20 protein-coding genes are annotated in these 21,205 nt (G+C 47.1%); 7 read left to right on the forward strand and 13 right to left on the reverse strand.

From position 1 onward, the window contains the following. Positions 1-69: 69 nt before the first annotated feature. The 9 genes from ybgF to SHEWANA3_RS13380 all read right to left on the reverse strand — a co-directional run bounded on the left by ybgF (position 70) and on the right by SHEWANA3_RS13380 (position 9,257). Positions 70-822, reverse strand: a complete 753-nt coding sequence (gene ybgF / locus SHEWANA3_RS13340) for a tol-pal system protein YbgF (protein ID WP_011717442.1) — start codon at positions 820-822, stop codon at positions 70-72. Positions 823-846: 24 nt separating this feature from the next. Further along, entirely contained in the window at positions 847-1,383 is a 537-nt protein-coding gene (pal, locus tag SHEWANA3_RS13345) for a peptidoglycan-associated lipoprotein Pal (RefSeq protein WP_011717443.1), read from the reverse strand. A 46-nt stretch (positions 1,384-1,429) separates the two neighbouring features. Next, a complete protein-coding gene (tolB, locus tag SHEWANA3_RS13350; RefSeq protein WP_011717444.1) occupies positions 1,430-2,758 on the reverse strand; it encodes a Tol-Pal system beta propeller repeat protein TolB in 1,329 nt (442 codons plus the stop codon). 9 nt (positions 2,759-2,767) lie between these two features. Next, positions 2,768-3,790, reverse strand: coding sequence for a cell envelope integrity protein TolA (gene tolA / locus SHEWANA3_RS13355; protein ID WP_011717445.1), 1,023 nt, complete (start codon positions 3,788-3,790; stop codon positions 2,768-2,770). Further along, positions 3,791-4,225 (reverse strand): protein TolR, encoded by a 435-nt coding sequence (gene tolR, locus SHEWANA3_RS13360; protein WP_011623130.1) that lies wholly within the window; start codon positions 4,223-4,225, stop codon positions 3,791-3,793. After that, entirely contained in the window at positions 4,225-4,911 is a 687-nt protein-coding gene (gene tolQ / locus SHEWANA3_RS13365) for a protein TolQ (RefSeq protein WP_011626518.1), read from the reverse strand. The genes tolR and tolQ overlap by 1 nt, the downstream gene beginning before the upstream one ends. Further along, positions 4,901-5,302, reverse strand: a complete 402-nt coding sequence (gene ybgC, locus SHEWANA3_RS13370; protein WP_011626519.1) for a tol-pal system-associated acyl-CoA thioesterase — start codon at positions 5,300-5,302, stop codon at positions 4,901-4,903. Before ybgC ends, tolQ begins: the two co-directional genes overlap by 11 nt. Before the next feature lie 170 nt (positions 5,303-5,472). Next, a complete protein-coding gene (locus SHEWANA3_RS13375; RefSeq protein WP_011717446.1) occupies positions 5,473-7,653 on the reverse strand; it encodes a prolyl oligopeptidase family serine peptidase in 2,181 nt (726 codons plus the stop codon). 704 nt (positions 7,654-8,357) lie between these two features. Next, a complete protein-coding gene (locus SHEWANA3_RS13380) occupies positions 8,358-9,257 on the reverse strand; it encodes an NAD(P)/FAD-dependent oxidoreductase (RefSeq protein WP_011717447.1) in 900 nt (299 codons plus the stop codon). 116 nt (positions 9,258-9,373) lie between these two features. Between SHEWANA3_RS13380 and SHEWANA3_RS13385 the strand changes: the two genes are divergently transcribed. Further along, the gene (locus SHEWANA3_RS13385) at positions 9,374-9,787 is read left to right on the forward strand and encodes an Rrf2 family transcriptional regulator (protein ID WP_011717448.1); all 414 of its coding nucleotides are present in this window, start codon (positions 9,374-9,376) and stop codon (positions 9,785-9,787) included. A 116-nt stretch (positions 9,788-9,903) separates the two neighbouring features. On the opposite strand, the gene motY is transcribed toward SHEWANA3_RS13385, so the two are convergent. Further along, positions 9,904-10,776: a flagellar protein MotY gene (motY, locus tag SHEWANA3_RS13390; protein ID WP_011717449.1), complete on the reverse strand. Its 873-nt coding sequence runs from the start codon at positions 10,774-10,776 to the stop codon at positions 9,904-9,906. Positions 10,777-10,918: 142 nt separating this feature from the next. Between motY and rnt the strand changes: the two genes are divergently transcribed. Continuing rightward, positions 10,919-11,587 (forward strand): ribonuclease T, encoded by a 669-nt coding sequence (rnt, locus tag SHEWANA3_RS13395; RefSeq protein ID WP_011717450.1) that lies wholly within the window; start codon positions 10,919-10,921, stop codon positions 11,585-11,587. 74 nt (positions 11,588-11,661) lie between these two features. On the opposite strand, the gene SHEWANA3_RS13400 is transcribed toward rnt, so the two are convergent. Then, a complete protein-coding gene (locus SHEWANA3_RS13400) occupies positions 11,662-12,267 on the reverse strand; it encodes a peroxiredoxin C (RefSeq protein ID WP_011623136.1) in 606 nt (201 codons plus the stop codon). A 370-nt stretch (positions 12,268-12,637) separates the two neighbouring features. Here SHEWANA3_RS13400 and SHEWANA3_RS13405 point away from each other — a divergent pair, with 370 nt between their 5' ends. Further along, entirely contained in the window at positions 12,638-13,957 is a 1,320-nt protein-coding gene (locus SHEWANA3_RS13405) for a Na+/H+ antiporter family protein (protein ID WP_011717451.1), read from the forward strand. A gap of 83 nt (positions 13,958-14,040) precedes the next feature. Here SHEWANA3_RS13405 and SHEWANA3_RS13410 read toward each other — a convergent pair whose 3' ends face one another. Further along, positions 14,041-15,447: a GGDEF domain-containing protein gene (locus SHEWANA3_RS13410; RefSeq protein ID WP_041412669.1), complete on the reverse strand. Its 1,407-nt coding sequence runs from the start codon at positions 15,445-15,447 to the stop codon at positions 14,041-14,043. 202 nt (positions 15,448-15,649) lie between these two features. Then, positions 15,650-16,276, reverse strand: a complete 627-nt coding sequence (upp, locus tag SHEWANA3_RS13415) for a uracil phosphoribosyltransferase (RefSeq protein ID WP_011717453.1) — start codon at positions 16,274-16,276, stop codon at positions 15,650-15,652. Between the two features lie 327 nt (positions 16,277-16,603). Here upp and purM point away from each other — a divergent pair, with 327 nt between their 5' ends. The 4 genes from purM (at position 16,604) to SHEWANA3_RS13435 (ending at position 21,041) form a co-directional block, all read left to right on the forward strand. Next, positions 16,604-17,641, forward strand: coding sequence for a phosphoribosylformylglycinamidine cyclo-ligase (gene purM, locus SHEWANA3_RS13420; RefSeq protein ID WP_011623139.1), 1,038 nt, complete (start codon positions 16,604-16,606; stop codon positions 17,639-17,641). Further along, entirely contained in the window at positions 17,641-18,285 is a 645-nt protein-coding gene (gene purN, locus SHEWANA3_RS13425) for a phosphoribosylglycinamide formyltransferase (protein ID WP_011623140.1), read from the forward strand. The genes purM and purN overlap by 1 nt, the downstream gene beginning before the upstream one ends. A 138-nt stretch (positions 18,286-18,423) precedes the next feature. Further along, the gene (locus SHEWANA3_RS13430) at positions 18,424-19,170 is read left to right on the forward strand and encodes an HAD-IIA family hydrolase (RefSeq protein ID WP_011626525.1); all 747 of its coding nucleotides are present in this window, start codon (positions 18,424-18,426) and stop codon (positions 19,168-19,170) included. A 197-nt stretch (positions 19,171-19,367) separates the two neighbouring features. After that, positions 19,368-21,041 (forward strand): M28 family metallopeptidase, encoded by a 1,674-nt coding sequence (locus tag SHEWANA3_RS13435; protein WP_011717454.1) that lies wholly within the window; start codon positions 19,368-19,370, stop codon positions 21,039-21,041. The last annotated feature ends 164 nt before the right edge of the window (positions 21,042-21,205 follow it).

A 21,205-nucleotide genomic window follows, 5' to 3' on the forward strand; every position in this document is an offset into this window, starting at 1 on the left:
TGCAAGCGTAAATTCCCAATTTTTTGTCGTTTGCATGAAAAACAGACTAAGAGTATGTTTTTTAGTTAATTATGCTTTAATTGCAGCCAATTGTTGTTGTGCAATGCGTGCTGCAGCGCTGTTGGCGTAGTCTTTTACTACTTGTTGGTAGTATTGAGTCGCGCCGGCTTTATCACCGGTTTTCTCTGCGATCATGCCAAGCTTCACGAGACTGTCGCCACGTTTGTTGGAATCACTAAAACGGGTCACGACAGTATTGAAGGCTTGTTTGGCTTCAGCAAATTCACTCTTATTAAACAGTAACTGTCCTAACCAATAGTTGGCGTTGGCGGCATAGACTGAGTCAGGATACTGTTTAATGAAAGCGCGAAACGCTGGAATAGCATCGTCATACTTGCGCTCTTTCAGCACTAAGTTCACCGCACTTTCGTAGCTGGCCGTTTCACTTAAGCTACTGGCGGCGGCATTGGCACTTGCTGCCACAGCAGCGGGCGTTGCAGGAGTAGAAGCAGCTGGCGCAACAGCGGCTTTGGAGGATAAATTGGCAATTTCATCGTAAAGCTGACGCTGACGTTGTTGCATCTGCTCTATTTGATAATTCTGTTGTTCAGTCAAACCACGTAAGTCGAGAACTTCTTGCTGCAAAGTATCCAGACGGCGCTGCATATCAATTTCGCTTTGTTGTCTCGATTTTACAATGCGCTCTAAACGAGCAAGTCTGTCATCACCTGAACCACCAGCAATATCTTCAACAGGAGCAGGAGCTGCCACTGCAGCTCCTGCGCCGAAGAACATTGCCGTAATTAAGACGGCACGTTTCATCTAGTTACTCTCCGTAATTCAATCTTAGTAAACTAAAACTGCACGACGGTTTTTAGCAAAACCTTCATCGGTACGAGTGAAGTCAAGTGGCTTTTCTTCGCCATAGCTTACGATGCTCATTTGGCTAGGTTGTACACCCATGCCTTGTAAGTATTTAGCAACAGCTTTAGCACGACGCTCACCCAGTGCGATGTTGTATTCTGGCGTGCCACGCTCGTCGGCATGACCTTCAATCAATACGCGTACGCTTGGGTGCTCAACTAAATAAGTACCGTGGGCTTCGAGTACGGCGGCGAATTCAGTTTGAACTTCACTGCGGTCGAAGTCGAAGTAAATGATGTGTTCTTTTCTCAACTGCTCGAGTTGCTGACGTTGTTGCTCTTCAGGTGACAACATTCCACCAATACCGCCAGTTTGAACGCCACCACCATTCAGTTCGCTACCAGAACCGTTTGTAGAGCCCATTGCATCAGTTTCTGATTCAGAAGTTGAGCTACACGCACTAATAGCCATAATTGGAAGTGCTACCAACATAGCTTTTAACAACTTGTTCAGATCCATTATCTGTTCCTTATAAAATTAAATGTGAATAAATCGAGCTAATACATTAGAGAAACGGAGACCAAGAAGGTGATTTCACCTCGCCCTGACCTACCGGTAATCTCGCTTTAAAGCGTCCGTCCGTAGAAACAGCTGCTAAAACTTGCTTGCCTTGATACGTGGTGCCATAAATCACCATAGTACCATTAGGGGCCACACTTGGAGATTCGTCCAAACGTGTCGATGTCAGCACCTGCATAAAGCGCGTACTTAAATCCATACGTGCAATATTAAATTTACCGTTTGTGCGATTCACAAAAATCATGCTGCGACCATCAGGGGTAATTGAACCACCTAAATTCCATTCACCTTCAAAGGTTTCACGGGTCACTTTGCCTGAATTTAAATCTACACGATATAACTGTGGTCTACCACCGCGCTCGGAGGTAAACAACAATGACTTGCCATCGGGATACCAAGAAGGCTCAGTATCGATGGAATAGTGGTTGGTAATACGTTTTGCCGCCTTAGTGGCGATATCGATAACGTAAATCTCAGGTTGACCATCCTTTGAGAGGGTCACAGCCAAGGATTTACCATCTGGCGAGAAAGTCGGTGCACCGTTAATGCCAGGGAAGCTGCTCACCTTAGTACGCACTTGGGTGTAAAGATCCTGAACAAAAATCTCAGCCTTTTTGTTTTCAAAGCTTACATAGGCTAAACGACGACCATCGGGTGACCAAGAAGGCGACATCAGCGGCTCAGGAGAGCGCAGTAACATTTGCTCGTTGTAACCGTCATAGTCGGCGATCATCAGTGAATAAGCCGCTTTCTGAGTGTGATTCACCACCACGTAGGAAATACGGGTTAAGAAAGCGCCACGAATACCAGTAAGCTTCTCATAGACGATATCGCTAATACGGTGGCCATATTGACGGAACTGCGCCGCAGAAATCACTGTTTGGCGACTGTCCATCAAAAACTCTGTCGCACTGGTAGGGCCTTTTAGCGCTTGGTTTTGCGCTTTAACCAAATCGATAAGGTCAAAGCTCACCAAAAACTGGTCCGTACCATAAGGTTTTACCGAGCCGACTACGACGGCTTCGGCACCGACATTGGCCCACGCGCTCGCGTCAAACTGGGCTAAGGCACCGATACCACGTTGTGGTAACCCTAATTCATCTAATGGTTTGAAGGTACCGCTACGAATTAAGTCAGACATCACCACATCGGCGATCGCCTGGGGTGGCGCACCCGCACCTTGCCATTGGAATGGCATCACTGCGATTGGACGCGCCGCATCCACACCCTCAGTGATCACAATATCCAGCGCCGCTTTTGCCGGCATAGTGCAAAGCAGAACCGCCAATGCTAACCATTTTGCCAAAATTTTCATGGGACTCCTTTAATTAAACGTTGGTTCAACGATTAAGTTAATTTCTTTCATCAAGTTATAAACAGCAGGATCCGGAGACACTGGTAACTTGCCCGCTTTTAAGATCGCCGCTTTTGCTGCACGGCACACATTAGGATCGCCACCCTGCGTCTGACTGCTGATCACAAAACCATCATTGGCTAAACGCACAGAAACGGTACAGGTTTTACCGCGCATCGACTCGTCAACCACTAGGTTACGTTGAATCGTCGATTTAATCATCGCGGTGTATTTACCCACTTCCGTTTGCATTTGCTTATTCATGGTCTGCGATAACGCAGCCTGCTCGGCGGCTAACGCATCGGCCATTTCCTGCTCTTGCTGGGCACGCGCCTTGGCTTCAGCATCCGCTTTTGCCTTAGCTTCGGCTTTTGCTTTCGCTTCTGCATCGGCCTTGGCTTTTGCCTCCGCTTTGGCTTTAGCATCAGCTTCTGCTTTCGCCTTGGCTTCGGCTTCCTTCTGCTTACGGTCAGCCTCGGCTTTCGCGGCAGCGGCCTCTTCTACTTTGCGTTTTTCCGCCGCTTTTTGGGCTGCATCTTCAGCAAGTTTACGTTCTTGCTCCTTCTGCTTGCGGTCGGCTTCAGCTTTCTGCGCTTTTTCCTTTTCCTGTTGCTGCTTCACCTGCGCGGCTTTCGCGGCATCATTGGCCTTTTGGGTCTCAATTTCCTGCTGCTTACGTTCTTCCGCCAGTTTCTTCAGCTGTGCTTGTTCACGCTCACGGGCTTGCTTTGCTTCCTGTGCTTTGCGTTCAAGTTCGGCTTGGCGCTCACGTTCGCGGCGCTCGGCATCGCGCTTTTCCTGCTTAAGCTTTTCAACTTGATTAGCCACTTTTTGCTGATCAACCATAACAGCTTTTACTGCAGGGGCGCTAACTTGTTGCACAGGTTCAGGTTTATGGGTGAAATCTATGCCAATGGCCAGAATAATTATCACGCCAATATGAATACCTGCTGAAATCGACAGAGGTAATGCAACATTTGAATTATCCGCCACCTATTTCTCCTTGGGTGAATCCGTCATCAAACCGACTGAGGGAACGCCTGCCTGCTGCAGGGTTACCATCAATTGGATCACGTTATCGTAAGGAATATTTCTATCGGCTTTCACCACCACAGGGCGCTCAGGCTCTGTCACCATGATTGCCGCAACGGCGGTGGCTAACTCATCCAATTCCATCTCTTCGTTATTGGAACCGCCCTGATTGAGGAAATAAGCGCCGTCGGCATCGATAGACGCTACCACTGGCGGCTTACTGTCCGCAGGCAGCACTTCGGCGGCCCCTTGAGGCAGCTCCACTTTCACCCCTTGGGTCACAATCGGCGCTGTTACCATGAAAATAATCAGCAGCACGAGCATGACGTCGATATAAGGCACCACGTTGATTTCGGCAACGGGGCGACGACGTTTACGCTGATAACCGACTTGCATTATACGCCTTCCTTCTCACTGTACGCTTGGCGATGCAGGATGCTAGAGAACTCTTCCATAAAGTTAGCGTAACCGATTTCAAGCTTTTCAACTTGGGTGGCAAAACGGTTGTAAGCGATAACAGCAGGGATTGCCGCAAACAGACCCATTGCGGTTGCAATCAGAGCTTCTGCAATACCTGGCGCCACCATGGCAAGCGTCGCGTTCTCCATTGATCCGATAGCGATAAATGAATTCATAATACCCCATACCGTACCAAACAAACCGATATAAGGGCTAGTCGAACCAATGGTTGCCAATAAAGGTAAGTTTGCTTCTAACTTTTCTAACTCACGGGATAAGGTGACGCGCATGGCACGTGAAGTCCCATCCATCACCGCATCGGGCACTTTGCTATTTAATTTATTTAGACGAGAATATTCTTTAAAACCCGTCACAAATAATGACTCTAAGCCAGTATTATCTGGACGAGCCGATAATTCTTTATACAAACGATTTAAATCAACGCCTGACCAAAATTTATCTTCAAATTTTGCCGATTTACTTTTTGCAGATGTCAATAAGCTACGGCGTTGTAAAATCACCGTCCAAGACATCACAGACAAGCAAAGTAAAGTGAACATCACAAATTTCACTAATAAACTGGCTTGTAAAAATAACCCAACAATCGACATATCAGCTTGCACTGTCAAACTCCTGCACAATATTTAAGGGAATAGCTCGGGGCCGCATTCGTGATAAGGCAACACAGGCCACTAGCACTGTACCTTCACAATAACAGTCTCCCTGATGATCAACCAAACGTTGATGAAATACCAACGAGGCCTTTTTCAACTCTATGACCTTAGTTTCTACAATAAGGTTCTGTTCAAAACGCGCGGCTTTTTTAAAATCCAATTCCGCCCGCTTAACCACAAACGCCGTATCATCGGCTAACAGTGCAGTCTGGCTTACGCCTAAGGCTCTTAACCACTCGGTTCGCGCCCGCTCAAAAAAATTGAGATAGTTCGAATGATAGACAACCCCGCCTGCGTCGGTGTCTTCGTAATAGACTGAAATGGGCCAATTAAACGTCATTTGAAATCAGCAAATTTTGGTTGAAAAATTGACGCTTACTATACCTAGGGAAACAAGACTTGTGAATGACCCGACGAAGATATAGATAGGGATAGCGCGGGTTTCAGCGCAATTGAGGGATTTGTAAATAACAATGGGGTCAAACGACCCCATTTCATTAACATAGTTCGCTATTTTGCGAGAGTTTGCGGCAATGTCAGCCCAAAGCTTTGCCACAGGAAGCTGTAAATGTCAGCAAACTCGTCGATCTTCATCGCCGTCGGTTTGCCCGCACCGTGCCCTGCATTGGACTCAATGCGCATAATGACGGGTTTATCGCCCTGCTGCATCTCTTGCATCATGGCAGCAAACTTAAAGCTGTGTAGCGGTACCACGCGGTCATCGTGATCGGCCGTCATCACCATAGTCGCAGGATAGGCCTGCGTTTTAACGTTATGGTAAGGCGAGTAAGCCAATAACGCAGGGAATTGCTCCGCGTTGTCGGCACTGCCGTATTCACTGGTCCAAGCCCAGCCAATGGTGAACTTGTGGAAGCGCAGCATATCCAGCACACCCACGGCCGGTAACACAGCGGCAAACAGTTCAGGACGTTGGGTGACAGCAGCACCCATCAACAAACCACCGTTACTGCGACCATAGGCACCTAGCTTAGTGCTGTTAGTGTATTTTTCGTTGATCAGATATTCGGCCGCCGCAAAATAGTCATCAAACACATTTTGCTTCTTATCGAACATCCCTGCTTGGTGCCAGCTTTCACCGTAATCCGCGCCGCCACGCAAACTTGGTACTGCGTAAATGCCGCCCATATCTAACCAAGCGATGTTGGCAGGACTAAAACGCGGTGTCATTGAAATCGCAAAGCCGCCATAGGCATACAGAAGCGTTGGGTTTTGCCCATTCTTCACCAGCCCCTTCTTGTAGGACACCATCATAGGGACGCGAGTACCGTCCTTGCTGGTGTAAAACACTTGCTCAGACACATAGTCATCGGGATTGAACGACACCTGCGGCTTAGCGACCACTGTCGATTCTGCCGTTTTAAAATCGAACTTATAGGTGGTTTCGGGTTGAATATAGCTGTTAAAGACATAGTAGAAATAGTCTTTACTCGCCTTGCCGAAAGGTCCGGCAACATTACCTTTACCAGGTAAAGTGACATCCTGACGCTTTTGTCCGCCCATGCTGAAAATCGATAACTGTCCCAATACATCGTGCAAATAACTCACGACTAAATGGTCATTAATAATGGCCACTTTATTAATAGGATCTTTCGATTCTGGAATAATGGTTTGCCACTGGGATTTATCACTATTACGGGTATCGATGGCAATCACTTTACCGTTTGGCGCATCTAAATCGGTCTTGAAATAAAATACGGCGCCATCATTGCCTAAAAACTCATATTCCGCTTCGAGGTTAAGGATTAATTCCACCACCTGCGCTTTAGGTTCAAACAGTGATTTATAGAAGAAACGATTACGTTTGTCTGTGCCTTGGGAAATTGACAACAGTAAATATTCGCCCTGCTCAGACACATCGATACCGAAGCCCCAATCTTTATTTTGTGGGCGTTCGTAAATCAATAAATCTTGGCGCTGATCTGTGCCTAATTTGTGGTAATACACTTTTTGATTAAAATTCACATCGGCCAGTAAATCACCGCCCGCGGGCGCATCGTAACGGGCATAGAAAACACCTTGGTTTTCCTTATCCCACACCGCGCTGGAGAATTTAATCCAGTTGAGTTCATCTTTAAGCTTTTTACCCGTGGCAATATCGATAAACTGCCACTGCTGCCAGTCAGAGCCCGACTGAGACACACCATAGGCTAAAATCTTGCCGTCATTACTGACTGATACGCCGGAAAGCGCCACAGTTCCATCGGCTGAAAAACCATTTGGATCCAGTACAGGTTTCTCAACGCCGTCTTTGCCTTTTACATACAGTACCGATTGCGCTTGTAAACCATCGTTACGGTAATAAAACTGGTTATCGCCATTCTCGAAAGGAGCTGAGATTTTCTCGTAGTTCCACAGCTCTGTGATACGGTCAACCACGGCTTGTTTGTTGGGGATCTTCGCCAAGTAAGCTTGACCAAAGGCCTGTTGTTCTTTTACCCAGCTTTCGGTTTCTGGCGTGTTTTCTTCAAGGTGACGGTAAGGGTCCGCCACTGCAACACCGTGAATCGTCTCGACTAAGTTGTCTTTTCGGGTTTCAGGGTAAACCAATTTGTTGGCGCTGACCTGCTGTGCGGCCTCTTCTGGCGTATTGCCACTCTGGCAGGCGGCCAACGCCATGCCCAATGTGGCCACTAATAAACCTTGCTGGGCAAGGCGAAATCTTAATGCCATCTTTTATCGTCCTTTTGGTGATGTCTGGCTTAACGCTCTTTTGCAGCAAGTACTATACAAGCAAAATTTTTCATGGCAATGCCACAGCAAAAGATGAGCTTTTCTCGCTAAGAGACAAGATTTAACAAAGTGGTAGCAATGATGAGTTTATTGAAGTGTATTTTTATGCATTAATTCTGACTGACAAGTTGTTAATCAAGCTAAATAGTGACTTAAGTGAGCCAGATCACTTAATTATCCATTAGTTTTGCTAATGTGTCAGGGCAATTTTTCTCGTTTGCTTGAGCCTTTGGGACACACTAGAATGTGCTTGTTTTCAGGAGATATCCGCTAGCGGATATGGAAAACAAAGAACTTTTAAACTGGTGTCTTTTTAAGATGTCAGTTCATCCCTGGTTCTTATGCTTGACTTCCTTCCTTCAATTTGTTGATTGCAAATGCATTTTTTGCGGCCCGCTTAGTTTAAGCGGGCTTTTTTTTATCTCGATTCAAACACACAGCTAAACTCTAGCGATTTTCAGTCGTTTTTTGTTACATAAAAATCTCCGAGAACCACACGCGATAAAAGCCATATGGCAAGCAACCGTGTTCAGCCTAAGTCCCACTACAGCAAACCATGACAAATAGTAATCCACTGTGAGACGTTATAAACAATCGGGATTAACGTGCGTCTATAGCACTTGTTCAAAATGAGCACTTGTCAGTTAGGAAGTAAAAATAAGGCTACGGTGAGCCGCTATTCCCGCCATAGTTCCCGAGGCGATGGCAAGTGTTGCACTTTGCATCTGGTTGGATAGATCACCTGCAACAAACACCCCCAACAAAGAACTTTCCTTTTGCGCATCCACTTTAACAATATTACCAAGTGGGCCCGCTTCAAGCGCTAAACCTAACATCTCAATCAGAGGCGTTGGCAGCTGGATTTGCGGCGCAACAAATAAACCTTGTAATGCAACCGTGCGCCCATCTGCGAGTACCACGTGGGTGAGCAATTCACCATCACCATGCACTGAAACTATTGGGGTGGTTTCAATTTGTACTTGCCGTTTGGCAAGGGCATGTCGTTCGCCATCGTTGGGAACAAAGGCTTGTTGCGTAAATAATGTCGTCGGCCCCCAATCAGGCAGCATAAGGGCTTGATGCATGGCTAATTCACCACTTGCCAGAACCCCCAAGGATTTACCCCGCAATTCATAACCATGGCAATAAGGACAGTGAGCAACGGCTTTCCCCCAATATGTCGCTACTCCCTCAATATTTGGCAATGTATCTTGGATACCCATAGCTAAAATCAACCTCTGACAGCGAATATTCATACCGTCAGCCGTTAAGACCGCATAACCCGTTTGTGTTTGTTCGACACCAATGGCTTGTGTTTCCTGCAACGAAAAACTTGGATACTGCTCCAACTGTGCAAGGACAGTCGTTCTTATTTCCGCTGGCGTTTTACCATCTAGGCCAAACACCCCATGTGAGGCATGGGCAAACCTATTCCGTGGTTGATTAGCATCAATGACCACAACCTTTCGCTGCGCCCTTGCTAATTGCAAAGCGGCTGCTAACCCAGCAAAACTACCACCAATAATGACAATTTCGACTTGCATAAATCACCCCTTCTATTTGTGTAACTTTTATTGTTACATGATAATATTGTGAGAATCAACACATGTAACTTCAAAAGTTTCATGATATGCTTCGACGAAATAGCAATAGGTGTTGTATGAGAAAAGACAGTCGATTATCGCGTGTATTACACATTCTTGTGCATTTAGATGCATTTGCAACGCAGCTCACTTCCGAAAAAATGGCCGAAATGATTGGAACTAACCCCGTGGTGGTTCGCCGAACAATGGCGCTACTGCGAGATCAAGGTTATGTCACCTCAAGCAAAGGGCATGCTGGCGGCTGGGCTTTGGCAAAACCACTTGCCAAGATCACTCTGCTGGAAATTCATCAAGCACTAGGAGACAGTGCCTTTTTTACGATTGGCCTGACTGATGAACACAATAACTGCCCTATTGAAATAGCCGTCAACGACGCATTAAAGGACGTTATGCAAGAAGCTGAGTCATTGTTGCTGCAACGATTTGGTGAGATCACCTTAGATAAATTGGCGTTTACTCAATCGGTATAATGAGCGCATAAACTGTGAGAAGAAAGAAACCAATAACGCCAAGTCAGAAGGCTTGGCATTGTTGGTTTATATGAAGTGCATTTAAACTGAACGAAACTAGAACTTAGAGCCAAATATCACATCAGCGGCTTACTGATCCGGATAACGACGCGGCGGTTGAGTGCTCGCTCCTCAATATCATCATTCGATGCCACATGACGGCGCTCACCATGGCCAACAGTGACAATCCTATCCTGAGGAATACCGCTGGCGACAAAGAAATCTTTTACCGATTCTGCGCGCTTATCCGATACTTTTTGGTTAACGGAGCGGCCACCGTAACTGTCGGTATAGGCATCGACTAACACCAGTTCCACATCCGGATCGTAGGACAAGTATTCCTGAATGCGGGAAAGCTGCTGCTGTGAGAAACGGGTTAAATCGGTGCCGCCTTCTTCGTAATTCAGTACGGTAAAGGCGATATCCTCGAAACTGTATGGCAATAAGTGTGATAGGCACGACTTAAACTCAGCATATTTACGGCCAAAGTTCGCCGCCGACAGCCCTACCGCAATTTTATTCGATTCGTTATACCAATCGGCATAATAAAACGTCGGCTCCATGCCACGGCTCAGTTCGCTCAACATCGACCAAGCGGCACGCTTTGGTACTTCACCATTAAAATACTTTTGGTAACGTAGTGAAGTGATTTCTTTCGATACTACGCCAGGACGCCACTGGGGGGCGCGACTCATCAAGGTCGCCTGTGTGACTTGGTCCGGTTTCACCCACATGTCCAAGGTAAAGTTAAGGTTTAACTGTTTACCCGCTTCGCTGGTGAAAATCGCCTTACCGTAAGATGGAATATCATGCTCAAGACGGCATACGATGGGGCTGTTTTGACTGACTCGCCATTGGGATTCGCCCAAAGAGGCCACATAGTGGCGCAACTCTGCCATTGCAGTTGCTGGAACGCATAAAATTGATACTAATATCAGTTTTCGCCACATAGCCCTTACTCGTGTTTATTCGGTTACGAAGTTTTATCGGCAAACTATTTAGTTCCTTTAGCTCATAAAACCACCAATCAAACATGACACATCCTAGTACATTTAGCATAATAGCGCCCTATCATTTTTCTTGGGTACTTTAATGAGCGATATTAGCGACGCAAACAAATTGAAACACCGATTTCGAGGCTACTTTCCGGTAGTGATAGATGTCGAAACCGCGGGCTTCAACTCTCAAACCGATGCGTTGCTGGAAATAGCCGTCACGCTGTTAAAAATGGATGATGAAGGCTTGCTCGGCATTGATAAAACCCTGCATTTCAATATTGAGCCCTTTGAAGGCGCCAACTTAGAACCTGAGGCGCTGGCCTTTAATGGTATTGATCCCACCAATCCATTACGCGGCGCCGTAAGCGAAAAAGAAGCCTTCTTAGAGATTTTTAAAGCCGTTAAAAAGGCGCAGAAGGCCTCAGATTGTCACCGCAGTATTATCGTGGCGCACAATGCCGCCTTCGATCATGGCTTTGTGAGTAAAGCGATTGAGCGCTGTGACTTAAAACGATCCCCCTTCCACCCTTTTGCCACCTTTGATACGGCAACACTCGCAGGCTTAGCGATTGGCCATACCGTGCTGGCCAAAGCCTGCATCATGGCGGGGATCCCTTTCGATAATAAAGAGGCTCACTCAGCACTTTACGATACCGAGCGCACCGCAGAGCTGTTTTGCCATATCGTCAACCGCTGGAAGCAGTTAGGTGGTTGGCCATTATTAGCCGCGGGTGAGTCAGAGGATGCAGATGGTGAGGAATAGGCGTTAATGCTTATCGACCGTCCAATAAAAAAGCTGCCCTAGGGCAGCTTTATTATTACGCGAAAATCCGCAAATTACAGAGAGCTTGCGTTTTCTGCTAAGTAAGCCGCAACACCTTCAGTGCTTGCGTTCATACCTTTGTCGCCTTTTTCCCAACCCGCAGGGCATACATCACCGTGCTCTTCGTGGAATTGCAGAGCGTCGATCATACGCAGCATTTCGTCAACGTTACGGCCTAATGGCAGATCGTTAACCACTTGGTGACGTACCATACCTTCTTTGTCGATCAGGAATGAACCACGGAAAGCCACGCCAGCTTCTGGGTGCTCAACATCGTATGCTTTACAGATGTCGTGTTTAACGTCAGCAACTAAAGTGTATTTCACTTGGCCGATACCACCTTTTTCTACAGGGGTGTTGCGCCATGCGTTGTGAGTGAATTGAGAATCGATAGACACACCGATCACTTCAACACCACGCTTAGTGAACTCTTCCATGCGGTGATCGAAAGCGATCAACTCTGATGGACAAACGAAAGTGAAGTCAAGTGGATAGAAAAATACAACCGCTGGCTTACCTTTGATGGCCGCAGTTAAGTTAAAGCTATCTACGATTTCGCCAGAACCTAATACAGCTGCAGCAGTAAAATCAGGAGCCGGACGGCCTACTAATACGCTCATTTTATATCTCCATCTATGAGTTGAACTAACTATTAAAGTAAAACATCCCTTAAACACGCTTGCGCTGATTTGCGCGAGTGTCTTTGAGGGAGTTTACCAATCAAATCTTTAGGCATTATAAGTCGTGCGTTTTGCCTTACAACCTATTTAAGACCAATATCACATTTTTCAAGGGCATTTTGACACTACTGCTTAAGGATAGAGCAATCTGGACGAGTGGTAAGCGTGCGAGAACACATTCGTCTAACAGTAAAAACCCACCCAATTCACATTTTCAGATATTTTTCAGATTAAGCCGCCGTAAACTGGACAGACACGGCCTTTGCAGTCAAAAATAGTCCCTTTGGTTTACAGAATTAAGATATTGTCTATGAATGCAGTCGTTATTGCAGTGTGTTTAATGTTAGCCCTCAGTTTGGCGAGGGTGAATGTGGTGATTGCACTCACTATCAGTGCCCTCGTTGCCGGTTTGGTCGGGGGAATGGATCTGCATCAAACGATTGATGCCTTCAATACGGGATTAGGTGGCGGCGCACAAATCGCCCTCAGTTATGCCTTACTTGGTGCGTTTGCTGTGGCACTATCCCATTCGGGCTTAACGACACTGATCTCCAACTCCATCATTAAAAGCCTTGGCAAAGATCCCAATGCTACCAACACCAACTGGGTCCGCTGGTTATTGTTGTTATCCCTGCTCGCTATGTCGATGGCATCGCAAAATATCCTGCCAATCCATATCGCCTTTATTCCGATACTCGTGCCGCCGCTGCTGCATGTGATGACCAAGCTGAATATCGACCGCCGTCTGGTCGCCTGCGTGCTGACCTTCGGTCTTGTGACCACCTATATGATTTTACCCGTAGGCTTTGGTGGGATTTTCTTGAATGATATTTTGCTCTCTAACCTGACGGGCAATGGATTGGTTGCCGTACGCGATCAAATACCCCCTGCCATGCTGATCCCCGCCGCCGGTATGGTGGTCGGCTTGCTGATCGCGGTATTTTTCAGTTACCGCAAACCTAGGGTTTACGATGAAGCTAAGGTACTGACCGCCGAACCTGAAGAAAGCCTCAATAAACGCAATATCGTTATCGCCGCGTTTGCGATTCTGGCGACCCTGTTTGTGCAACTTGAAACCGATTCGATGATCTTCGGCGCCTTAGTCGGCTTTATGATCTTCAGTTTTTCGGGCGCGCTTAAGCACGTTGCCGATCAAGATATTTTCACCCAAGGCGTGCGCATGATGGCCAATATCGGCTTTATCATGATCTCCGCCGCAGGTTTTGCTGCGGTAGTCAAAGAAACCGGCGAAGTCGGCACACTTGTCTCGTCATTGAGTTCATTGATTGGGGATAATAAAGCCCTTGCCGCCTTTTTGATGTTACTGGTCGGTCTTTTGATCACCATGGGCATTGGCTCGTCCTTCTCGACCATTCCGATTATCGCGACAATTTACGTGCCCTTAGCCTTAAGCTTTGGTTTTTCAGTGCCTGCAACTATCGCGTTAGTCGGCACCGCTGCGGCCTTGGGCGATGCTGGCTCACCAGCATCTGACTCAACATTGGGCCCGACCTCGGGTTTAAATGCCGATGGTCAGCACGACCATATTCGCGACAGCGTGATCCCAACCTTTATCCATTACAATATTCCCTTACTGGTCTTTGGTTGGATTGCCGCCATGGTGCTCTAGGGCAGATAGCAATAAAAAAGCGTGGCAAGACCACGCTTTTTTATGCCTAATTTTTAATGTCTAGCTAGCTCAGTAAAAGGAACTCAGCGCAGGCTATTATCGGACACATGCCCACCCTTTTTGGCCTTATCCACGTATAAAGCCTTATCCGCCGCCTGTAACACTGAGTCAAAGGATGGATAGCCGCTCGAATCTGCCACCCCGCACGATACCGTTAGCATGCTTAAGAACTGGCGCTGCTCAACATTCTCTTTAAGCTTATGAGCAAGTTGTAACGCTTTATCCTGGGAGCAATTACTGAGGATCACCACAAATTCGTCCCCACCAGTGCGGATAAACAAGTCATTCTCCCGAAATACCGCCCGCATGGCTTCAACAATTTGCAGAATCGCCATATCGCCCAGTTTATGTCCGTAGGTGTCATTGATGGTTTTGATTTTATCGCCATCGATACAGATCACCGCATACAGGCCCTCGGTCGCCGCCTTAAATGTCAGCGTCTCATAGATCTTCTTATTGTAGGTTTTAGTAAAAGGATCCTGCAGCATCGCTTCGCCGAACCGTTGACGTTCTGCTCGCAGCTGTTTAAGGCGCATATATCTGAGTTGGAAGATAACAGTTAACACGCACAACAAGAACCATAAGGGAACATACTGAACCACAAAGCGTAATACACTGACTTTGTAGGTTAATGTGGTGAGGTTATCCAGATGATTACTCATGGGATAAAACAAGAACTCTGGCGTAATACGCGTCCAGAGGCTGTCGCCAGTGATCACTATATCTGTGCCATAAGGAGTCATCACCGACTCATAGCCTTTACCCCGCATAAATCCCGATGCCATAAATGCCGTATCGGCAATCACATCCCCCCACAGGTGCGCAGGATCGTGGGAAGATGAAATCGGTGCCGCCATAGAGAAAATTACATTTCCTGTAATTTCATCAACATAAGGAATCGATAACACGATACCGTCCGCCAAGGACTCCGCCGACGCGTCCTTACTACAATAATGCAGCCGCTGACAAAACTCATTGGTCAAAATGTGATCGTGAATTAATCGGTTTTTCACTTCTTCAGGAATTGGGGATGCCACATACAAGGCATTGCTTTTATATAAGCCGATATAGACAAAAGCCCCGCGAACCGCATTCTTGCGACTCGAATAGAGGTAGTCAAAATAACGAATGATTTGCTCTTCTTCCGGCAGTAAATGACTTCCAGGAGGCAATAATAAGCGCGAAGGGTCGAGCTTAAAGGGCGCAAGCAGCGCGCTATCAAAATCAATAATATCGTGTAACGACAATCCTTTCCCAAGCAGCTCCACATAACTTGGCACAGTGTGTTTTGCCCTCAGGAAATGAACGAAAGCCTTATGTTCCTTATCGATTTTGAAGGGTAAGAGAATGAGCAGCAGGACAACAAATATCAATGTTGCCAGTGAACAGGATTGACGAACCAGTGCCCAACTGAGTTTTGTACTAATCATAATCCCTGCGATCATCTTACTTAAAATGAATTGAATATAACGAACATTTGTATTGTTCAAGTATTAAATTGAAATAAATCTTATTGTTAACTCTAGTTCAAGCAGTGGGAAGGGCGATGAATTTTGTATTGCGGACGCCAAAAACAAAAAGGGAGCCTAAGCTCCCCTATCGAATCTTAATGACGGTTAAGTCATCTCGTTTTTATTTAGTACCGAAGATTTTATCACCGGCATCGCCTAAACCAGGCAGAATATAGCCTTTCTCGTTTAAGCATCTGTCGATAGCGGCAGTATACAGCTCTACATCTGGGTGAGCCGCTTCAAGGGCTTTAATCCCTTCAGGCGCAGCGACTAACACTAGGGCTTTAATTGACGTACAACCGCGTTTTTTCAGCAGATCGATCGTCGCAATCATAGAGCCGCCGGTTGCCAGCATAGGGTCAACGATCAGTGCAATACGCTCGTTCATATCGCTGGCCAGCTTTTCAAAATATGGCACTGGCTCTAAGGTTTCTTCGTCGCGGTAGATACCTACAACCGAAATACGCGCACTTGGAATATGCTCAAGTACACCGTCCATCATACCTAAACCCGCACGCAGGATTGGCACAACAGTCACTTTTTTGCCCTTGATCTGATCCACTTCAACTGGACCATTCCAGCCTTCAATCGTAACAGTTTCGGTTTCGAAATCTGCGGTAGCTTCATAGGTTAACAAGCTGCCCACTTCGGCGGCTAGCTCGCGGAAACGTTTAGTGCTAATGTCACCTTCACGCATCAGGCCGATTTTGTGACGCACTAACGGGTGTTTAACCTCGACAACTTTCATTTTTCTCTCCTACTGTTGTTCGCGAAATATCTTAGGCAAATTTTTCAGATTTTAGATGATTTGTTTATTGGGTAAAACATAAAGTTTTGCCATTCGAGCTAATCGTGAGCAATATCCCAAGAATTATTGCCTATCGCTTAAGATACGCCCATTCATCTACTATTTTATGACCAATCGCAGGATAGAAAATGTGAAATATCCCCCTGTGAAGCTAAAAATACTCCCCGCAAGGCGATAAATCCAAATCATGGCTTTCGACCCCTAGCACAAGCTGGTAGAATACCGCCGCATAAAAATCCAATAACGATGTACCCGAGAGGATCCTCCGTGAGCACTCCTACCCCACTGAGCTATAAAGACGCTGGCGTTGATATTGATGCTGGTAATGCACTGGTAAGTAACATTAAAGCGGCTGTTAAACGTACCCGTCGTCCAGAGGTAATGGGCAACTTAGGTGGTTTTGGCGCATTGTGTGAATTACCCACTAAATACAAGCAACCTGTTTTAGTGTCAGGCACCGATGGTGTTGGTACTAAATTGCGTTTAGCTATCGATTACAAAAAACACGACACAGTCGGTATCGACTTAGTGGCTATGTGTGTGAACGACTTGATCGTTCAAGGTGCTGAGCCGTTGTTTTTCCTCGATTACTACGCAACAGGCAAGCTAGATGTAGAAACAGCAACCTCTGTTGTTAACGGCATCGGCGAAGGTTGTTTCCAATCTGGTTGTGCGTTAATCGGCGGTGAAACCGCTGAAATGCCAGGCATGTATGAAGGCGAAGATTACGACCTCGCAGGTTTCTGTGTGGGCGTGGTTGAAAAGGCCGACATCATTGACGGGAGTAAAGTGGCTGCGGGTGATGCGCTGATCGCCTTAGCCTCAAGCGGTCCTCATTCAAATGGCTACTCATTAGTTCGTAAAGTATTAGAAGTCAGCCAAGCGGACCCTCAACAGGATCTCAATGGCAAGCCATTGATCCAACATCTGTTAGAACCAACCAAAATTTACGTTAAATCATTGCTCAAGCTGATCGAAGCATCAGACGTGCACGCAATGGCGCACATCACTGGCGGCGGTTTCTGGGAAAATATCCCCCGCGTACTGCCTGAAAACTGCAAAGCCGTTATCCAAGGTGATTCATGGCAATGGCCTGCCGTTTTCAATTGGTTAATGGAAAACGGTAACATTGCAGAATATGAAATGTACCGCACCTTTAACTGTGGTGTCGGCATGATCGTTGCGCTGCCAGCCGATAAGGTCGATGCCGCACTGGCACTGCTCGCCGCCGAAGGCGAACAAGCTTGGCTAATCGGTGCTATCGCTGCTCGCGAAGGCAATGAAGAGCAAGTGGAGATCCTGTAATGCCCCAAAGCTGTCGTGTAGTTGTATTAATTTCCGGAAATGGCAGTAACCTGCAAGCCGTTATCGACGGTTGTGACGATAATCTGCAGGCCGAAGTTGTCGGAGTGATCAGTAATAAACCCGATGCCTACGGTTTAATTCGCGCCCATCATAGTGAAATTGATACCAGCTGCGTGATTGCTCATTCAGGTGAATCTCGCTCTGATTACGATGCACGGTTAATGGCAACAATTGAAAAGTACCAACCCGATTTGATCGTGTTGGCCGGATTTATGCGTATTCTGACCAACGATTTTGTGAATCGTTACTTAGGACGCATGATCAATATCCACCCTTCATTGCTGCCTAAATATACCGGATTAAACACCCACCAGCGCGCCATTGATGCCAAAGACACTGAACATGGCGCCAGTGTGCATTTTGTCACCCCAGAGCTGGATGCAGGCCCAGTGATTTTACAGGCAAAAGTCCCTGTTTATGAGGATGATACCGCTGAGATGCTCGCCGCTCGTGTCCATGAGCAAGAGCATGCGATTTATCCTTTGGTGGTGAAATGGTTCAGCCATCAACGCCTCAAGATGCAGGACGGCCAAGCCTATCTCGATGGCACCTTAATCGGACCTAACGGCTACGCCCCCGATTAAACACAGCCTCGCGAAAAAAGAGACCTTAAGGGTCTCTTTTTTTTCGTCTTGTCATACAAAATCATTGTTTTCTCGCCTAATGTGGCATTAGATAAGCTAACGAAAAGTGATTTTGTTCGGCATACAAGAGACTATTAGATGAAAAATATTATCTGCGATATCGATGGTGTACTCCTGCACGACAATAAGCTGATCCCCGGCAGTGATAAATTTATCCACCGCGTTCTCGACCAAGGCAATCCCCTCGTTATTCTGACCAATTACCCAGTACAAACGGGTAAAGATCTGCAAAACCGCCTCAGCGCCGCCGGGATAGACGTACCTGAAGAATGTTTTTACACCTCGGCCATGGCCACCGCCGATTTTTTAAAGCATCAAGAAGGCAGTAAAGCCTTTGTGATTGGCGAAGGCGCCCTCACCCATGAGCTCTACAAGGCTGGCTTTACCATTACCGACATTAATCCCGACTTCGTGATTGTGGGTGAAACCCGCTCCTATAACTGGGATATGATCCATAAGGCCGCCGGATTCGTCGCCCGCGGTGCCCGTTTTATCGCCACCAATCCCGACACTCACGGCCCCGCTTACAGTCCAGCATGCGGCGCCCTGTGTTCTCCAATAGAGCGCATTACTGGCAAAAAGCCCTTTTATGTGGGCAAGCCCAGCTCGTGGATTATTCGCTCGGCGCTCAACCATATCGACGGTCACTCCGAAAATACCGTGATCATTGGCGACAATATGCGTACCGATATTCTGGCGGGGTTTCAAGCGGGGCTTGAGACCATTCTGGTTACCAGCGGCGTAAGTAAGCTTGAAGATATCGATAAAGAGCCTTTCCGCCCCAATCATGTATTCGCCTGCGCCGGCGATATTGATGTAGTTTAATCCTTAAATCGCCCGATTCTCAGCACCTTAGCGTGCTGAGAACCACAACAGACTCGATACGGTAAAGCAACATTAAGTAACATTTTTCCCCTTGGCTCTCCCTTGTTCCCCAGTAGCGCTTGCTTCATGATAAGGCGCGACATACTCCTTTGATATATGCGTGAAATACGCCCTAAAAACAACAGTAGGATTAACCTATGCGACGTTTGTATCCTGTCTGCGCGCTAGCCATGCTCAGCGCCTGCAGCCCTAATTCGGCCCAGCCCGATGCCAACAGCAGTACAGCACTGAAACCCGTGCAAATGAATGAAGCACGCTTTAGAAACGATATTAAAAACCTTTCCTCCGATGAGTTTGAAGGCCGCGCCCCCACTACCCACGGTGAAAAGCTCACCTTAGACTACCTATCTAAGGCCTTTGCCGAAATGGGACTCAAAGGCGCCTATCAAGGCAGTTTTTTACAACCAGTACCTATGGTGAGTTATACCGCCTACGATGCGCAGCAAATCAGCTTGGCAGGATTGCCGTTAACCTTTCGCAAAGATATCGTCTTAAACAGTCGTCACGATAATGGCGGCGTCAATATCGAAAACGCGCCCTTAGTGTTTGTTGGCTACGGTGTGAATGCACCTGAATATGGCTGGAACGATTACCAAGATGTGGATATGAAAGGCAAAATTGCGGTGATCTTAGTGAACGATCCCGGTTTTGCCCGCCCTGACTCAGGTAAGTTTAACGGTAAAGCCATGACCTACTATGGTCGCTGGAGCTACAAATTTGAAGAAGCGAGCCGCCAAGGTGCGCTCGGCGCATTGATCATTCACGATACCGAGCCTGCTTCTTATCCTTGGTCCGTGGTTGAAAACAGCTGGACTGGCGCGCAGCAAGATTTAGTCCTCAGCAAAGCCGAGCAAGACAGTCGCGTGCAAGTCGAAGGCTGGTTAACCTTAGATGCTGCAACACAATTATTTGAAAAAGCAGGTTTATCCCTACCAACGCTGATGGCGCGCGCCGCCGATAGCCCGATTAACTTACCCCTTGAGCAAACGGCCAACATCGCCTTTAAAAACAAAGCCGAATACGCCAACAGCTATAACGTGGTCGCCACCCTTCCCGGCACTAAGCAAGCCGATGAGCAAATCCTATTTACTGGCCACTGGGACCATATTGGCAAAGATGACAGTAAAGAAGGCGATAAGATTTACAATGGTGCTATGGACAACGCATCGGGCATTGCGGGCATTTTAGAAATCGCCAGACAACTGGCCGATAACGCCAAACAGGGCCACGGCTTAGCGCGCTCGGTGACCTTTATCGCGACGACAGGTGAAGAGCAAGGTTTACTCGGCTCACGCTATTACGCTGCCAACCCAATCTATCCCATTGATAAAACAGTGGCAGTGCTCAACTTAGATAGCACCAATATCTATGGAAAAACCAAGGACTTCACTATCGTCGGTAAAGGTAAGTCTGAGCTTGAGAACTACTTAGTCGATGCCGCCAAACTGCAAAACCGTATTGCTTTGGGTGAAAAGAATCCTGCGTCGGGCGGTTTCTTCCGCTCTGATCACTTCAGCTTTGCCAAACTTGGCGTGCCTGCGGTCTTTGCTGGTGGCGGCAGCGAGCCCCTAGATGCCGCAACAGCAAGCTATAAGACTCAGATGCAGGCGACCATGAAGGGCTGCTACCACAATGTCTGCGATGAATACCATGAAGACTGGGATCTGAGCGGTGCGATTCAAGATCTCGAAGTTTACTATCAGGTGACTCGCACCTTAGGTAACAGCCAAGATTGGCCAGGCTATTATCAAGGCACTGAGTTCAACAGCCTGCGTCCTGCCAAAACGGAACTTGCCACGGCCGCAAAGTAAACACTTAAGTAAAGCGATTCATCGCTAAAACATCCCTATAAGGCACCTTGAGAGGTGCCTTATTATTTTACCAGCCGCCCCACTTTAGTTTGACCTTGACTGTAGCAACACGCGCATTGACCGCCGATAAACTGTTTATTAAATCAGCAACACTTGCGATTGGA

The sequence above is a fragment of the Shewanella sp. ANA-3 genome (genome assembly GCF_000203935.1).
Classification (GTDB): Bacteria; Pseudomonadota; Gammaproteobacteria; order Enterobacterales; family Shewanellaceae; genus Shewanella.

Coding starts and splice junctions, on each gene's coding strand:
- SHEWANA3_RS13380 (WP_011717447.1), bottom strand. CDS start 9,257: ATGCAAGTCGAAATTGTCATTATTGGTGGTAGTTTTGCTGGGTTAGCA.
- pal (WP_011717443.1), bottom strand. CDS start 1,383: ATGGATCTGAACAAGTTGTTAAAAGCTATGTTGGTAGCACTTCCAATT.
- rnt (WP_011717450.1), top strand. CDS start 10,919: ATGAGCGATATTAGCGACGCAAACAAATTGAAACACCGATTTCGAGGC.
- motY (WP_011717449.1), bottom strand. CDS start 10,776: ATGTGGCGAAAACTGATATTAGTATCAATTTTATGCGTTCCAGCAACT.
- SHEWANA3_RS13435 (WP_011717454.1), top strand. CDS start 19,368: ATGCGACGTTTGTATCCTGTCTGCGCGCTAGCCATGCTCAGCGCCTGC.
- purN (WP_011623140.1), top strand. CDS start 17,641: ATGCCCCAAAGCTGTCGTGTAGTTGTATTAATTTCCGGAAATGGCAGT.
- tolB (WP_011717444.1), bottom strand. CDS start 2,758: ATGAAAATTTTGGCAAAATGGTTAGCATTGGCGGTTCTGCTTTGCACT.
- SHEWANA3_RS13430 (WP_011626525.1), top strand. CDS start 18,424: ATGAAAAATATTATCTGCGATATCGATGGTGTACTCCTGCACGACAAT.
- SHEWANA3_RS13400 (WP_011623136.1), bottom strand. CDS start 12,267: ATGAGCGTATTAGTAGGCCGTCCGGCTCCTGATTTTACTGCTGCAGCT.
- SHEWANA3_RS13375 (WP_011717446.1), bottom strand. CDS start 7,653: ATGGCATTAAGATTTCGCCTTGCCCAGCAAGGTTTATTAGTGGCCACA.
- SHEWANA3_RS13410 (WP_041412669.1), bottom strand. CDS start 15,447: ATGATTAGTACAAAACTCAGTTGGGCACTGGTTCGTCAATCCTGTTCA.
- SHEWANA3_RS13385 (WP_011717448.1), top strand. CDS start 9,374: ATGAGAAAAGACAGTCGATTATCGCGTGTATTACACATTCTTGTGCAT.
- ybgF (WP_011717442.1), bottom strand. CDS start 822: ATGAAACGTGCCGTCTTAATTACGGCAATGTTCTTCGGCGCAGGAGCT.
- ybgC (WP_011626519.1), bottom strand. CDS start 5,302: ATGACGTTTAATTGGCCCATTTCAGTCTATTACGAAGACACCGACGCA.
- SHEWANA3_RS13405 (WP_011717451.1), top strand. CDS start 12,638: ATGAATGCAGTCGTTATTGCAGTGTGTTTAATGTTAGCCCTCAGTTTG.
- upp (WP_011717453.1), bottom strand. CDS start 16,276: ATGAAAGTTGTCGAGGTTAAACACCCGTTAGTGCGTCACAAAATCGGC.
- tolR (WP_011623130.1), bottom strand. CDS start 4,225: ATGCAAGTCGGTTATCAGCGTAAACGTCGTCGCCCCGTTGCCGAAATC.